The organism is Burkholderia sp. HI2714 (assembly GCF_002223085.1).
Lineage (GTDB): Bacteria > Pseudomonadota > Gammaproteobacteria > Burkholderiales > Burkholderiaceae > Burkholderia > Burkholderia lata_D.
The window spans coordinates 115,635-130,883 of the sequence record NZ_NKFM01000016.1 but is presented as its reverse complement, the minus strand read 5'-3'; the positions used below and the strand labels follow the sequence as shown (position 1 = coordinate 130,883).

At 65.6% G+C, this 15,249-nt stretch carries 12 protein-coding genes; 1 reads left to right on the top strand and 11 read right to left on the bottom strand.

Annotated elements, in window-relative coordinates:
• Positions 1-37 precede the first annotated feature (37 nt).
• From pstS to CFB82_RS07050, 5 genes are all read right to left on the bottom strand, one after another.
• Positions 38-1,072, bottom strand: coding sequence for a phosphate ABC transporter substrate-binding protein PstS (gene pstS / locus CFB82_RS07070; protein ID WP_069247650.1), 1,035 nt, complete (start codon positions 1,070-1,072; stop codon positions 38-40).
• A gap of 451 nt (positions 1,073-1,523) precedes the next feature.
• The gene (gene glmM, locus CFB82_RS07065; RefSeq protein WP_089483723.1) at positions 1,524-2,879 is read right to left on the bottom strand and encodes a phosphoglucosamine mutase; all 1,356 of its coding nucleotides are present in this window, start codon (positions 2,877-2,879) and stop codon (positions 1,524-1,526) included.
• A 28-nt stretch (positions 2,880-2,907) separates the two neighbouring features.
• The gene (gene folP, locus CFB82_RS07060) at positions 2,908-3,801 is read right to left on the bottom strand and encodes a dihydropteroate synthase (protein WP_373558753.1); all 894 of its coding nucleotides are present in this window, start codon (positions 3,799-3,801) and stop codon (positions 2,908-2,910) included.
• Positions 3,802-3,877: 76 nt separating this feature from the next.
• Positions 3,878-5,776: an ATP-dependent zinc metalloprotease FtsH gene (gene ftsH, locus CFB82_RS07055; RefSeq protein WP_069247647.1), complete on the bottom strand. Its 1,899-nt coding sequence runs from the start codon at positions 5,774-5,776 to the stop codon at positions 3,878-3,880.
• A gap of 166 nt (positions 5,777-5,942) precedes the next feature.
• Positions 5,943-6,605 carry an RlmE family RNA methyltransferase gene (locus CFB82_RS07050; protein ID WP_046545366.1) on the bottom strand — a complete coding sequence of 221 codons (663 nt, stop codon included), beginning with the start codon at positions 6,603-6,605 and terminating at the stop codon, positions 5,943-5,945.
• Positions 6,606-6,798: 193 nt separating this feature from the next.
• On the opposite strand from CFB82_RS07050, the gene CFB82_RS07045 reads away from it, so the two are divergent.
• Entirely contained in the window at positions 6,799-7,326 is a 528-nt protein-coding gene (locus tag CFB82_RS07045; protein ID WP_089445335.1) for a YhbY family RNA-binding protein, read from the top strand.
• A 78-nt stretch (positions 7,327-7,404) separates the two neighbouring features.
• Here the strand turns inward: CFB82_RS07045 and CFB82_RS07040 are convergent, their stop codons facing one another.
• From CFB82_RS07040 to CFB82_RS07010, 6 genes are all read right to left on the bottom strand, one after another.
• Positions 7,405-7,863, bottom strand: a complete 459-nt coding sequence (locus CFB82_RS07040; protein WP_006497614.1) for a DUF4149 domain-containing protein — start codon at positions 7,861-7,863, stop codon at positions 7,405-7,407.
• 14 nt (positions 7,864-7,877) lie between these two features.
• Entirely contained in the window at positions 7,878-8,354 is a 477-nt protein-coding gene (gene greA / locus CFB82_RS07035) for a transcription elongation factor GreA (RefSeq protein ID WP_057927897.1), read from the bottom strand.
• Between the two features lie 118 nt (positions 8,355-8,472).
• A complete protein-coding gene (carB, locus tag CFB82_RS07030; RefSeq protein WP_089483721.1) occupies positions 8,473-11,727 on the bottom strand; it encodes a carbamoyl-phosphate synthase large subunit in 3,255 nt (1,084 codons plus the stop codon).
• Positions 11,728-11,776: 49 nt separating this feature from the next.
• Positions 11,777-12,436: a leucine efflux protein LeuE gene (gene leuE, locus CFB82_RS07025; protein ID WP_089445333.1), complete on the bottom strand. Its 660-nt coding sequence runs from the start codon at positions 12,434-12,436 to the stop codon at positions 11,777-11,779.
• A 37-nt stretch (positions 12,437-12,473) separates the two neighbouring features.
• Positions 12,474-13,619 (bottom strand): glutamine-hydrolyzing carbamoyl-phosphate synthase small subunit, encoded by a 1,146-nt coding sequence (gene carA, locus CFB82_RS07020; RefSeq protein ID WP_089483720.1) that lies wholly within the window; start codon positions 13,617-13,619, stop codon positions 12,474-12,476.
• Positions 13,620-13,984: 365 nt separating this feature from the next.
• On the bottom strand, positions 13,985-15,202 hold the full coding sequence (locus CFB82_RS07010; protein WP_089483719.1) for an MFS transporter: 1,218 nt from the start codon (positions 15,200-15,202) through the stop codon (positions 13,985-13,987).
• Between the last annotated feature and the right edge of the window lie 47 nt (positions 15,203-15,249).

The following is a 15,249-nucleotide window of genomic DNA, read 5'->3' as shown; positions in this document are numbered from 1 at the left end:
CCGACCGGCACGGCCGGGCAGCGAACCGCTGCAATGCTTACTCGGCGGCGACCGGCTTGCCCGAAGCGTCCGTCACCTTGATCTTCCACTGCTTGCGGATTTCCGCTTCGACTGCCGGCGGCAGCGAGATGTAGTCGAGGCTGTCGGCAGCCTTCTCGCCGTTCTTGAACGCCCAGCTGAAGAACTTCAGCGTTTCGACGCCCTGCTCCGGCTTGTCCTGCTTCGCGTGCAGCAGCACGAACGTCGCGCCGACGACCGGCCATGCTTCCTTGCCCGGCTGGTTCGTCAGGATCTGGTAGAACGACTTCGACCAGTTCGCGCCGGCAGCAGCGGCCTTGAACGTTTCCGTCTTCGGCTCGACCACCGTGCCCGTCGAGTTCTTCAGGGCCGTGTAGACCATGTTGTTCTTCTTCGCGTACGCCCATTCGACGTAGCCGACTGCGCCCGGCAGGCGCTGCACGAACGCTGCGACGCCGTCGTTGCCCTTGCCGCCCGTGCCCGTCGGCCAGTTGACCGTCGTGCCTTCGCCGACCTTCGACTTCCACTCGTCGTTGACCTTCGACAGGTAGTTCGTCCAGATGAAGCTCGTGCCCGAGCCGTCAGCGCGGCGAACCACGGCGATGTCGGTATCCGGCAGCTTGACCTTCGGGTTCAGCGCGGCGATCGCCGGGTCGTTCCACTTCTTGATCTTGCCGAGGTAGATGTCGCCGAGCACCGGGCCCGACAGCGTCAGTTCACCCGGCTTCACGCCCGGCACGTTGACGACCGGCACCACGCCGCCGACCACCGTCGGGAACTGGAACAGGCCTTCCTTCGCGAGCTCGTCATCCTTCAGCGGAGCGTCCGAACCGGCAAAATCGACCGTCTTCGCGACGATCTGCTTCAGGCCGCCCGACGAGCCGATACCTTGGTAATTGACCTTCGCGCCGCCGGTCTGCTGGTAGTCAGCAGCCCATTTCGTATAGATCGGCATCGCGAACGTGCTGCCTGCGCCCGTGATGTCGGCAGCGTGAGCGGCGACGGCGAAAAGCGCGCCAGCCAGGCCGGCAATCGCGGTTTGCATCAATTTCATGAGACCTCCAGTGTGTGAGCGGATGACTACGGCACCGCGAAGGTTAGGGGCTCCTCATGACGGTAATGTGACAATCGATGAAACTGGCGTGACAGTAACATGACTGGTTGAAAGGGAGTATCGGGTGCGGTGTGCACGGCGCCCGGACAGCGCCAGAACAGCGGTGGCGGCAAGAATTGCCTGCCTGGAAGGGACGGGATGACGACCCGTTTCACATGGGTGCGAGCGGATCGTAGCGCGGTGTCTGCGCCATGGAAAGCCCCTGGTCGTGGTGGGCCGATATCAGGGGTCGGACGATTTTTCGCCCCTGGATTGCGGTGACGACGCGCCCTGCTTTATAGGTATCGCAAACCTTTGCGTCTGACGAAATCACGGCGCCCGAAGGCGCCGTGTGCGGGTTCACCGGAACACCGGCGCGCAGGTGTTTGACCTGACGCGCCGGATCCGCGCGTCAGGTCGTCGCCGCGCGCACCGCGTCGGCGATCGTCTCCGCATGGCGGACCGCGTCGGCCGCCTGCTGCGCTTCGACCATCACGCGCAGCACGGGCTCCGTGCCCGATGCGCGGATCAGCACGCGGCCGCTGCCGGCGAGCGCGGCTTCGGCTGCGTCGATCGCGGCGCGAATCGACGTGCTGCCCTTCCAGTCGGCGCCCGGCTTCATCCGCACGTTGATCAGCTTCTGCGGGAACAGCGTGACGCCGTCGAGCATCTGCGCGAGGGTCTTGCCGCTGCGCTTCAGCGCGGCCAGCACGAGCAGCGCCGACACGATGCCGTCGCCGGTCGAGTGGCGGTCGAGCGACAGGATGTGGCCCGAACCTTCCGCGCCGAGCTGCCAGCCGCGCTCGCGCAGTTGCTCGAGCACGTAGCGATCGCCGACCGCCGCGCGGACGAACTTCACGCCCTCGCGCTGCAGCGCGACTTCGACCGCGAGGTTCGTCATCAGCGTGCCCACCGCACCTTCGACCTTGCCGTCGGTCGCGACCCGGTCCTTCACGAGCACGTAGAGCAACTCGTCGCCGTTGTACAGGCGACCGGTCGCGTCGACCACTTGCAGCCGGTCGGCATCGCCGTCGAGCGCGATGCCGAGGTCGGCGTGGTTCGCGCGCACCGCGCGCACCAGCGCGTCCGGTGCGGTCGCCCCGACGCCATCGTTGATGTTGAAGCCGTTCGGCGCGACGCCGATCGGGATCACGTCCGCGCCGAGTTCGTGGAACACGTGCGGCGCGATCTGGTACGCGGCGCCGTGCGCGCAGTCGATCACGAGCTTCAGCCCGCGCAGGTTGAACGCGGCCGGGAATGTGCTCTTGCAGAACTCGATGTAGCGGCCGGCCGCGTCGTCGAGGCGACGCGCCTTGCCGAGACCGTCCGACGACGCGCACTCGAGCGGCTTGTCGAGCCACGCTTCGATCGCGGCTTCGGTGTCGTCCGGCAGCTTGTTGCCGTCGGCGGAGAAGAACTTGATCCCGTTGTCGTGATACGGGTTGTGCGATGCGCTGATCACGACGCCCGCCGACAGGCGCAGCGCACGCGTCAGGTACGCGACACCCGGCGTCGGCATCGGGCCGGCCAGCATCACGTCGACGCCCGCCGCCGAGAATCCGGCCTCGAGCGCGGCTTCGAGCATGTAGCCCGACACGCGCGTGTCCTTGCCGATCAGCACGGTCGGGCGCGAGCCTGCCGCAACATCGGCCGAGCTGGCCAGTACCTTGCCGGCTGCGTAGCCGAGACGCAACACGAAATCCGGCGTGATGGGCGCCTCGCCCACCGTGCCGCGAATGCCGTCCGTGCCGAAATATCGACGTCCCATGGTGAATCTTCCTCCTTCGTCTTCTGACTTATCGTTGCCGCGCGGCTTCGCGCACGGCAACCCAGATTTTCAGCGCGTCGACCGTCGCCGCGACGTCGTGCACGCGCACGATCGCCGCCCCGCGCTCGACCGCGCACACTGCGGCCGCCACGCTCGCCGCGACGCGCTCCATCGGCGGCTTGCCGCCGATCACCGCGCCGAGCATCGACTTGCGCGACATGCCCGCGAGTATCGGATACGCGCGGCCGTCGGGCCGCGCGGGTGCCGTGTCCGGCAACGCGGCCAGCAATGCATAGTTGTCGTCGACAACCGCCTTGCCGAATCCGAAACCGGGATCGACGCAGATCCGCTCCGGCACAATCCCCGCATCGCGCAGCGCCTGCGCGCGCTCGGCGAGAAAATCGCGCACGTCGGTCACGACGTCGCCGTAATCGGGTTCGCCGACCTGCATCGTCTGCGGCTCACCAAGCATGTGCATCGCACACAGCCCGCAGTTGCCGTCGCGCACCGCGTCGATCGCGCCCGGCTGGCGGAACCCCCAGATGTCGTTGATCAGGTCGGCACCTGCGGCCAGCGCCGCACGCATCACGGCCGGCTTGTAGGTATCGATCGACAGCGGCACGTTCAACGGCCGCAGCGCTTCGACGAGCGGGATCACGCGCGCGAGTTCCTCGTCGAGCGGCACGGGCGGCGCGCCGGGGCGCGTCGATTCGCCGCCGATATCGAGAAGGTCGACGCCTTCGGCAATCATCCGCTCGGCCTGGCGCAGCGCATCGTCGCGCGCGAGGAAGCGGCCGCCGTCGGAGAACGAATCAGGCGTGGCGTTGAGGATGCCCATCACGAGCGGGCGTTCGAACGTCAGTTCGAAGCGGCCGCACTGGAGTGGCGCGGGAATGAATGGGGAAACAGCGGAATCGGACACGAGCAACTGGCGTGAATGAATGCAAAACGGGCCGGTGTGAAGCCACACCAGCCCGTGAACGGCGCTAAAGCGGAGATTATGCCGCCGGCGAAGCCGGCGCCGGCGCGTTGCCGGGCTTCACCTCGGCGCTGCTGCCACCACCCGACGAATCGCCGCCGACAGCCGGCGAGCTCTTCGGGGAGCGCGGCGGACGGCCTTCCATGATGTCGTTGATCTGATCGGCATCGATCGTCTCCCACTCCATCAGCGCGGCGGTCATCGCTTCGACCTTGTCGCGGTTCTCTTCGAGCAGGCGGCGCGCAAGGCCGTACTGTTCGTCGAGCACGCGGCGGATTTCCGAATCGACCTTCTGCTGCGTCGCTTCCGAGATCGTGCGCGTGAAGCCGCGGCCGAACGGCGATGCATCGTTTTCGTCGTCGACGTAGACCATCGGCCCGAGCGCGTCGGTCATGCCGAAACGGGCCACCATCGCGCGTGCCGTCTGCGTTGCCTTGTTGAAGTCGTCCGATGCGCCGGTGCTGACCAGGTTCATGAACAACTCTTCCGCCACCCGGCCACCGAACAGGATCGCAAGGCGGTCCATCAGGTAGTCCTTCGAGTACGTTTCGTTGTCATGCTCCGGCAGCTGCCACGTGACGCCCAGCGCGCGACCGCGCGGGATGATCGTGACCTTGTGCACGGGGTCGGCCTTCGGCAGCAGCTTCGCGATCACCGCGTGGCCCGACTCGTGATAAGCGGTCGCACGCTTCGCTTCTTCGCGGATCACGGCCGACTTGCGCTCCGGACCCATGAAGATCTTGTCCTTCGCGTCTTCGAAATCCTGCATCTCGACGATGCGCTTGCCGCGACGTGCGGCGAACAGCGCCGCCTCGTTCACGAGGTTCGCGAGATCGGCGCCCGAGAAGCCCGGCGTGCCGCGTGCGATGACTGCCGCATCAACGTCGTTCGCGATCGGTACCTTGCGCAGGTGAACGCGCATGATCTGCTCGCGGCCGCGGATGTCCGGCAGACCGACGTAGACCTGGCGGTCGAAACGGCCCGGACGCAGCAGCGCCTTGTCGAGCACGTCGGAACGGTTGGTTGCGGCGATCACGATCACGCCCGAGTTCGCCTCGAAGCCGTCCATCTCGACGAGCATCTGGTTCAGCGTCTGTTCGCGTTCGTCGTTGCCGCCGCCCATGCCGGCGCCGCGATGACGGCCGACCGCGTCGATTTCGTCGATGAACACGATACACGGTGCATGCTTCTTCGCCTGCTCGAACATGTCGCGCACACGAGCCGCGCCGACGCCGACGAACATTTCGACGAAGTCCGAACCCGAGATGCTGAAGAACGGCACCTTCGCTTCACCCGCGATCGCGCGAGCCAGCAGCGTCTTGCCGGTACCCGGGGGGCCGACGAGCAGCACGCCGCGCGGAATGCGACCGCCCAGCTTTTGGAATTTCTGCGGATCGCGCAGGAAGTCGACGAGCTCGGACACTTCTTCCTTCGCTTCGTCGCAGCCCGCGACGTCGGAGAAGTTCACCGCGTTGTTGTTCTCGTCGATCAGCCGCGCGCGCGATTTCCCGAACGAGAACGCGCCGCCTTTGCCGCCTCCCTGCATCTGCCTCATCATGTAGAACCAGAACACGATGATCAGGATCGTCGGCCCGAGGTAGTACAGCGCGGACATCAGCGCATTCGGCTCATCGTCGGCCTTGCCGCTGACCTGCACGCCGTACTTCATCAGATCGCCAACCATCCAGATGTCGCCGGGCGACACGATCTGGTATTTCTGGCCATCAGCCGGAGTGACGGTGAGGTTGCGCCCCTGAACGATGACGTTCTTGACCTTGCCGTTCTTGGCGTCGTCCATGAACTGCGAATAGGACACGCCTTCCTGGACGCGGGGCTTGTCGAACTGCTTGAACACCGTAAACAGCACCAGTGCGATCACCAGCCACACCGCTGCCTTCGAAAACATATTGTTGTTCAAAGCACCACTCCTTCACTCGTAGACGAGCGCCTACATTTTCCTTGCGGCGCCCCTCGGTCATTCTAATCCAGTCCGACCACCCTCGCCATAAGCATTGACAACCGCCGCGATAGCGCTTCGCTTGTCTGGCAAGGGCCGGAGCCCGTTTGCGGCACCTCGCTGCGCATCAGCGCGGACGTTTCAGATGCCGACCCAAAATGAACGTTTCGGACGATTTGTCGCGGGACGCCTTCGGCTTGCGCGGCGCGACGGTCTTAAACTGCTGTTTGAATTTCTCGACGATCTGGCTGTAGCCGCTGCCGTGAAAGCATTTCACGAGCAGCGCACCATCCGGCTTCAGATGATTCTGCGCAAATTCGAGCGCCAGATCGCACAGATGCTCGATGCGCGCCGCGTCTGCCGAGGCCACGCCAGAGAGGTTGGGGGCCATGTCGGAAATAACAAGGTCCACCGCGCGCCCTTCGAGCACTTCTTCGAGCTGGTGAAGGACTTCGTCCTCGCGGAAGTCGCCCTGCAGGAAGTGGACGTCGGCGATCGGCTCCATCGGCAGGATGTCGAGCGCCACGATCGTGCCGTCGATGCCGCCTTCGCGCTCCGCGTCACGCTTCTTGCCCTGCGCGAGCTTGTTGCGGGCATACTGGCTCCAGCTGCCCGGCGTCGCGCCGAGGTCGACGATCACCTGGCCCGGACGGATCAGTTTGTCCTGCTCGTCGATTTCCTTCAGCTTGTACGCGGCGCGCGCGCGATAGCCCTCCCGCTGCGCCATTTTGACGTAGGGGTCGTTGATGTGGTCGTGCAGCCAGTGCTGGTTGAAGCGGTTTTTTGCCATTCGAGAGAGAGATTGCTGCCCATTGCTTCGTGAAGCCGCGCTTTTAGCGGATAATACGCGTCTTCTTCGCGCGGCTGCGGCCCCTTTTCAGGCCCAAGCCGCGATTTTACGTGGTTTCGGCGCACGGCTGACGCGGTAACTTCCCGCGATCGCTATTCAGTCAGCGCGCCCTTATTTAGATTTCGACATTTCCATGCCCGCCCTTTCGCTTTCTCCCGCCGAGCGCTCCGCGCTGCGCTCCCAGGCCCATGCGCTCAAGCCCGTCGTGCTGATCGGCGCCGAAGGGCTCACCGACGCCGTACTGAAGGAAATCAAGGTGCACCTCGATGCGCACCAGCTGATCAAGATCCGTGTGTTCGGCGACGAGCGCGACGAGCGCATCGCGATCTACGACGAGATCTGCGACCGCCTGAGCGCGGCGCCGATCCAGCACATCGGCAAGCTGCTGGTGATCTGGAAGCCCGAAGCCGCCGCAGCGGCCCCGTCCCGCGGCCGTCGTGCCGGCACGCTGCCGAGCGCGGCCGAAGCCGTCGACGACAAGAAAGGCCGTGCACCGCGCACCGTCAAGGTCGTCAAGGTGTCGCCGAACGCAAGCCCCGTGCGCCGCCCGCGGCCGGTAAAGGTCACGGTGCGCGGCAACGAGCGCGTGACGGCAGGCGGTAACGTGAAGCGCGCCAAGAAGCGCCAGGCCAGCACGAAGCGTCCGTTCCAGGACAAGTAAGCATCGAGGCGGCACGGCTCACCGTGCCGCCACCCTGCCCGCGGGCCCGGCATCGACCGGGCCTGCGTGGCATTCGCGTCAGGCGTCGCGCGCCGGCAGACGCCAGATCAGCATCAGCCCCAGCACACTCTCGACAAGGTAGAACACGCTCGAGACGCCGTGCAGCATCCCGAAGCGGCTCGCATACGGCGAGTTCGCGATATCGGTGCCCGCGTCCATCGCGGCCACCCGCAGCGCATTCATGAACGGCTGCAGCGCGAAATACCCGACCAGCACACACACGACCATCGCGGCGACGATCCAGCGCACGCGGCGATACTCGCTGCTGCCGCGCCGCACCTGCTGGTTCGACAACGCGAGCAGCAGCACGCCGCACACGACACCGAGGATCGCCTCGATACGGAACAGCTGGGCGGCGACCGAACCGGCCGTCATCCGCTCCAGCGTCTTGAACAGCACGGGCGCGACCGCATACCCGATCGTCAGCAGGCTGCCGACCCACACGGCCGACAGCAGACGGAACACGCGATGCGGCATCACGTCGCCCCGCTTCAGATGTAGCTGACCGAGATGATTTCGTACTCGCGCACGCCGCTCGGCGCCTGCACGGCCGCGACGTCGCCTTCGGACTTGCCGATCAGCGCGCGTGCGATCGGCGAACTGACCGAGATCAGGCCGTGATCGATATCGGCTTCGTCGTCACCGACGATCTGGTACTTGACGGTGTCGCCCGACTCGAGATCCTCGAGTTCGACGGTCGATGCGAAAACCACACGGCCTTCGGCATCGAGCACGGTGGGATCGATGACCTGCGCGGCCGACAGCTTCGATTCGAGTTCCGCGATACGACCCTCGATGAAGCCCTGCTTTTCCTTCGCGGCATCGTATTCGGCGTTTTCGGACAGGTCGCCCTGTGCGCGGGCCTCCGCGATCGCGTTGATCACGGCCGGCCGCTCGACGGACTTGAGGCGCTGCAATTCATCGCGCAGGAGTTCCGCGCCACGCTTTGTCAACGGAATGGTGCTCATAAACGGCTCAATCGCTAAAAACGGCTTTAAAAAAAATCACCGCGATTAAGCGCGTTTCCGATGCACTGGAAACACCGCCTAATCGCGGCACGTGTTGCTTCGACAGGTAACTGACTGCTTAGTTTAGGCGAGCGTGAAGACCTTGTAAATCATAGACTTCCAGATCCTTCAGGTAGCGCAGGCCTTCAACCGCCGCGCGCGCGCCCGACATCGTCGTGTAGTACGTGACCTTGTGCGCCTGCGCGCTCATGCGGATCGAACGCGAATCGGCGATCGCCTGGCGCGTTTCGTCGACCGTCGTGAACACGAGTGCGATCTCGCCGTTCTTGATCATGTCAACGATGTGCGGACGGCCGTCCTTCACCTTGTTCACGACCTTCACCGGCACGCCGGCCGCTTCGATCGCGGCAGCCGTGCCCTTCGTCGCGACGATCGGGTAGCCGAGGTCGTGCAGCATGCGCGCGACTTCGACCGCCTTCGGCTTGTCGGCGTCCATCACGGTCAGCAGCACCGTGCCCGACTCCGGCAGGCGCGAACCGGCCGCGAGCTGCGACTTGAACAGCGCTTCGCCGAACGTCTGGCCGACACCCATCACTTCGCCGGTCGAACGCATTTCAGGCCCGAGGACCGGATCGACGGTCGGGAACTTGACGAACGGGAACACCGCTTCCTTCACGCTGAAGTACGGCGGCTCGACTTCCTTCGTCACGCCCTGCTGCGCGAGCTTCTGGCCGACCATCGCACGCGCCGCGATCTTCGCGAGCGGCAGGCTGGTCGCCTTCGACACGTACGGCACCGTGCGCGATGCGCGCGGGTTCACTTCCAGCACGTAGATGATGTCCTGCTTCGAACCGTCCACCTGCGGCACCTGCTGGATCGCGAACTGCACGTTCATCAGGCCGACCACGTTCAGCGCCTTCGCCATCGCGCCCGTCTGGCGCTTCAGTTCGGCAACGGTTTCCTTCGACAGCGAGTACGGCGGCAGCGAGCATGCCGAGTCGCCCGAGTGGACGCCCGCCTGCTCGATGTGCTCCATCACGCCGCCGATGAACACGGCTTCGCCGTCGCAGATGCAGTCGACGTCGCACTCGATCGCATCGTTCAGGAAGCGGTCGAGCAGCACCGGCGAATCGTTCGACACCTTCACGGCCTCGCGCATGTAGCGCTCGAGGTCACGCGGCTCGTGGACGATTTCCATCGCGCGGCCGCCCAGCACGTACGACGGGCGCACGACCAGCGGATAGCCGATTTCGTCGGCCAGCGCGAGCGCTTCCTCTTCGGCGCGTGCGGTGCGGTTCGGCGGCTGGCGCAGGCCGAGGTCCTGCAGCAGCTTCTGGAAGCGTTCGCGGTCTTCGGCCGCATCGATCATGTCCGGCGACGTGCCGACGATCGGCACACCGTGCGCTTCGAGGTCGAGCGCGAGCTTCAGCGGCGTCTGGCCGCCGTACTGGACGATCACGCCGACCGGCTTTTCCTTGTCGACGATTTCGAGCACGTCTTCCAGCGTCAGCGGCTCGAAGTACAGGCGGTCGGACGTGTCATAGTCGGTCGACACCGTTTCCGGGTTGCAGTTGACCATGATCGTTTCGTAGCCGTCCTCGCGCATCGCGAGCGCCGCGTGCACGCAGCAGTAGTCGAACTCGATACCCTGGCCGATCCGGTTCGGGCCGCCGCCCAGCACCATGATCTTCTTGTTGGTGGTCGGCTGCGCCTCGCACTCTTCCTCATAGGTCGAGTACATGTAGGCCGTTTTCGTCGCGAACTCGGCCGCGCAGGTGTCGACGCGCTTGTAGACCGGGCGCACGTTGAGTTCGATGCGGCGCTTGCGGACGTCTTCCGGCGTCGCGCCGAGCAGCTTCGCGAGGCGGCGGTCGGAGAAGCCGCTCTGCTTCAGGTAGCGCAGTTCGTCGAACGACAGCGATGCGAGCGTGCGGCCGCCGAGCGCCTTTTCCTTCAGGATGATCTGCTCGATCTGCTCGAGGAACCACGGGTCGATCGCGGTTTCCTCGAAGATTTCCTGGGCCGTCATGCCGATCCGGAACGCATCGCCGACGTACCAGATGCGGTCCGGGCCCGGCTCGTGGATCTCGATCGCGATCTCGTCGCGATTGGTCGACTTCTCGTCGAGACCGTCGACGCCCACTTCGAGGCCGCGCAGCGCCTTCTGGAACGATTCCTGGAACGTGCGGCCGATCGCCATCACTTCCCCGACCGACTTCATCTGGGTGGTCAGGCGCGAATCGGCTTCGCGGAATTTCTCGAACGCGAAGCGCGGGATCTTCGTGACGACGTAGTCGATCGTCGGCTCGAACGACGCCGGGGTCTGGCCGCCGGTGATTTCGTTCTTCAGCTCGTCGAGCGTGTAGCCGACCGCCAGCTTCGCCGCGACCTTCGCGATCGGGAAGCCCGTTGCCTTCGATGCGAGCGCCGACGAACGCGACACGCGCGGGTTCATTTCGATGACGACCATGCGGCCGTCCCGCGGGTTGATCGAGAACTGCACGTTCGAGCCGCCCGTGTCGACGCCGATCTCGCGCAGCACCGCGAGTGATGCGTTACGCAGGATCTGGTATTCCTTGTCGGTGAGCGTCTGCGCCGGCGCGACCGTGATCGAGTCGCCGGTGTGCACGCCCATCGGGTCGAGGTTCTCGATCGAGCAGACGATGATGCAGTTGTCGGCGCGGTCACGCACGACTTCCATCTCGTATTCCTTCCAGCCGAGCAGCGATTCTTCGATCAGCAGCTCGCGCGTGGGCGAGAGATCCAGGCCGCGCTTGCAGATCTCTTCGAACTCTTCGCGGTTGTAGGCAATGCCGCCGCCCGAACCGCCGAGCGTGAACGACGGACGGATCACGACCGGGTAGCCGCTGCCGCCGGTGAGCGCCATGATCTCGGCGTGCACCTGGGTCGCTTCTTCCATCGAGTGCGCGATGCCCGACTTCGCGGAACCGAGACCGATCTTGGTCATCGCTTCCTTGAACTTCTGGCGGTCTTCCGCCTTGTCGATCGCTTCCGGCGACGCGCCGATCAGCTCGACGCCGAACTTCTCGAGCACGCCATGGTGGTGCAGATCGAGCGCGCAGTTCAGCGCGGTCTGGCCGCCCATCGTCGGCAGGATCGCGTCCGGGCGCTCCTTCTCGATGATGCGCGCGACGACTTCCCACGTGATCGGCTCGATGTAGGTCACGTCGGCCGTGTTCGGGTCGGTCATGATCGTCGCCGGGTTGCTGTTGACGAGAACGACCTTGTAGCCCTCCTCACGCAACGCCTTGCAAGCCTGCGCGCCCGAATAGTCGAACTCGCACGCCTGGCCGATGATGATCGGGCCGGCGCCGATGATGAGGATGCTCTTGATGTCTGTGCGTTTTGGCATGGCTTGTGAATTCAATAAGTAATCGTTGTCGTGGGTCGGCCGGCTGCGCTCAGCTCATCGTGGCGAGCGCGAGCTTCACCGAGAATCCGATGAACAGGCCGCCCACGCTGCTCGCCGCGCCTGCTGCAAGCTTGCGGCGGCGGCGGAAGTGCTCGGCCAGCCGCGCACCCGCGAAGATCAGCGTGCTCAGGTACAGGAAGCTCGCGCATTGCGCAATCGCCCCGAGCACGACGAACGACAGCGCGGGATGCGGGAATGCCGGGTCGACGAACTGGATGAAGAACGAGATGAAGAACAGGATCGCCTTCGGATTCAGCAGGCTCACGATCAGCGCCTTGCGGAACGGCCGCTCGCCGTCGACCGCGGGCGGCGCATCGGCCGGCGCATGGGCCGGCGCGCGCAGCTTCCGCCACGCGCTGCGCAGCATGCCGGTGCCGATGTAGAGCAGATACGCGGCGCCGCCGTACTTGACGACGGAGAACAGCAGCGGGTTCGCCTTCAACAGCGACGCGACGCCGGCGGCGGACAGCACCATCAGCACCGTGTCGCCGACGAACACGCCGCACGCCGCGCGATAGCCGGCCTTCACGCCGCGCTGTGCCGCGAGCGACAGCACGTACATCGAGTTCGGCCCCGGCAGCAGGATGATGAAGATCACGCCGAACACGTAGGTCCAGATATCCGTGATGCCGAGTGCGTGGCCGAACATGATGCGAATCTCCCGTCCTTCGGTTGCGTCGTTGACGTTAGGCGTTGCGCTGCTTCGCCGCGTCCATCAGCGCGGTGAAACGGTCGAACAGGTAGCCGATGTCGTGCGGGCCGGGCGACGCTTCCGGGTGGCCCTGGAAGCAGAATGCCGGCTTGTCGGTCAGCTCGAAGCCCTGCAGCGTGCCGTCGAACAGCGACACGTGCGTCACGCGCGCGTTGGCCGGCAGCGAATCCGCGTCGACCGCGAAGCCGTGGTTCTGCGACGTGATCACCACGCGGCCGTCGCCGAGATCCTTCACCGGATGGTTCGCGCCGTGGTGGCCCGTCTTCATCTTCAGCGTCTTCGCGCCGACCGCGAGGCCCATGATCTGGTGACCCAGGCAGATGCCGAAGGTCGGCACGCCGCGCTCGATGAACTGCTTCGTGGCCGCGATCGCGTAGTCGCACGGTTCCGGATCGCCGGGGCCGTTCGACAGGAACACGCCGTCCGGATTCAGCGCGAGCGCATCTTCCGCGCTCGCCTGTGCCGGCAGCACCGTCACGTGGCAGCCGCGCTCCGCGAGCATGCGCAGGATGTTGTACTTGACGCCGAAATCGTACGCGACGACGCGGTACTTCGGCGCTTCCTGCATGCCGTAGCCGCCTTCGAGGCGCCATTCGGTCTGCTTCCATTCGAACGGCTTCGTGGTCGACACGACCTTCGCGAGATCCATGCCCGCGAGACCCGGGAACGAGCGCGCGAGCTCGATCGCCTTCGCTTCGTCGTCCGAGCCCGTCAGGATGCAGCCGTTCTGCGCGCCCTTGTCGCGCAGGATGCGGGTCAGCTTGCGGGTGTCGATGCCGGCGATCGCGACGACGCCTTCGTCGCGCAGGTAATCGCCGAGCGTGCGGTCCATGCGGAAGTTCGATGCGAGCGAGGGCAGATCACGGATGATCAGGCCGGCGGCATGGACTTTCGTGGCTTCGACGTCTTCGGCGTTGACGCCGACGTTGCCGATATGCGGATAGGTGAGCGTGACGATCTGGCGCGAGTAGCTCGGATCAGTCAGGATTTCCTGATAGCCGGTGATCGCGGTATTGAACACGACTTCGCCGATCGTATGGCCTTCGGCCCCGATCGAATAACCATGAAAGACCGTGCCGTCGGCGAGTGCAAGCAAGGCGGGAGTAAAAGACGGCAACACGGGAGGCTCCTTGGGGAACACCCTGCTGCCGACCTGTTTACCCTGCCGCGCGAGCGCCGCGCTGCGTGGGCGCGCGTGGTCGCTTGCTGGACGCGGCCTGCGTTGTCGAGACGCGAACCCGGCGCGTGGCGCACGAGGCTTCGCGGCATCGCCCGGCAGGCGGTGTGCGGCGGATGAACGGGATGAATGAGGTAGGCGCTAGGGTGCGAGGTTGATCAGCACAAACTTTCAAATTATAGCCTGAAAATGGCCCTATCTTCAATTGATATGGCCGTCCGATCGTGCGCGCGCCACGTCCGGCGACGCGGCACAACACGCTGCGGCCCCGTTTACGCGGCCGCCCTACTCACCAGCGTACCGCCGGATCAGTGCACTTGACCAGCGCCGCGCGCGGGCCAGACGTACCAGACCGCGCTCGCGAGCTGCAGCGCGAGCAGCACGCCCCAAGCGGTGAAGTGCGCGGCCGCCGGATAGCGGCCGTCGACCGCCGGCCAGTGCGACAGCACCGCGCCGACACCGATCTGGAACGCAAAGATCAGCACGAAGATCACGAGCGTGAGCGTCGTGTTCGCGCGGCCGATCAGGTGAGCGGGAAAATGCCCGGCCATCACCGCGTAGGTCAGGATGCCGACGCCGCCGAACATCCCGTAGGCGGCCCACAGCACGGCCGGCGACAACGGCACGCGCGCGATGATCGCGGCCTGCGTCGCGACGAACAGCGCCATGCCCACGCCGCAGAACGCGTATACGGACACGCCGCGCCGCTCGAGCACCCGCGCCGCGGCGCCGAATCCGACACAGCCGGCCATCATCGCGAAGCCGAGCACCGACACGAGGCGCGCGGCATGCGACGCATCGAACCCCGCGACATCGCGCAGGTACGGCCCGACCCACAGCGACTGCATCGCGTAGAACACACCCTGCGTGACGACGGAAAACGACGAGATCTTCCAGAACGCACGGCTGCTCAGGATGTGCCACGTGCCCTTGAACTGGCTGACGAGCCCGCCCTGGTGGCGCACCTGCCGCGCCTCCGGTGCGCCCAGCCCGATCGACGCCGCGACGATCACCGTCAGCACCGCGAGGCCGAAACAGATCGCGCGCCAGCTCGTCCAGCCGAGCAGCCAGGTGAGCGGCGAGCCGACCATCACGCCGCCGAGCCCGCCCACGGCCATCACGAGGCCGTTGACGAGCGGCAGCCGGCCGACCGGGAAATGCTGCGCGAGCGCCTTGAACGCCGCGCCGAGACACACCGAGACGCCGACGCCGATCAGCAGCCGGCCGACCATCATCGTGCCGAGGCTGTGCGCGGCGCCGAACACGGCCGCGCCGGCAGCCGCGAACAGCAGCATGCCGGCCGTCACGCGGCGCGGGCCGAAGTGGTCGAGCATCACGCCGACCGGGATCTGCGCGCCCGCGAAGCCGAGGAAATAGAGACTGGTGAGCAGGCCGAGATCGGCGGCCGACAATCCGAGCTCGTGCGTGACGAACGGCGCGAAACCCAGATTGACACCGCGAAACACGTACGACACGAAATACCCGACCGAAAACAGCGCGAGCACCCTCACCTGCACCGACGACATCACCTCTCCCTGTTATATGAAGGCCTTCGAAGCAGCGCCCCCGCGCC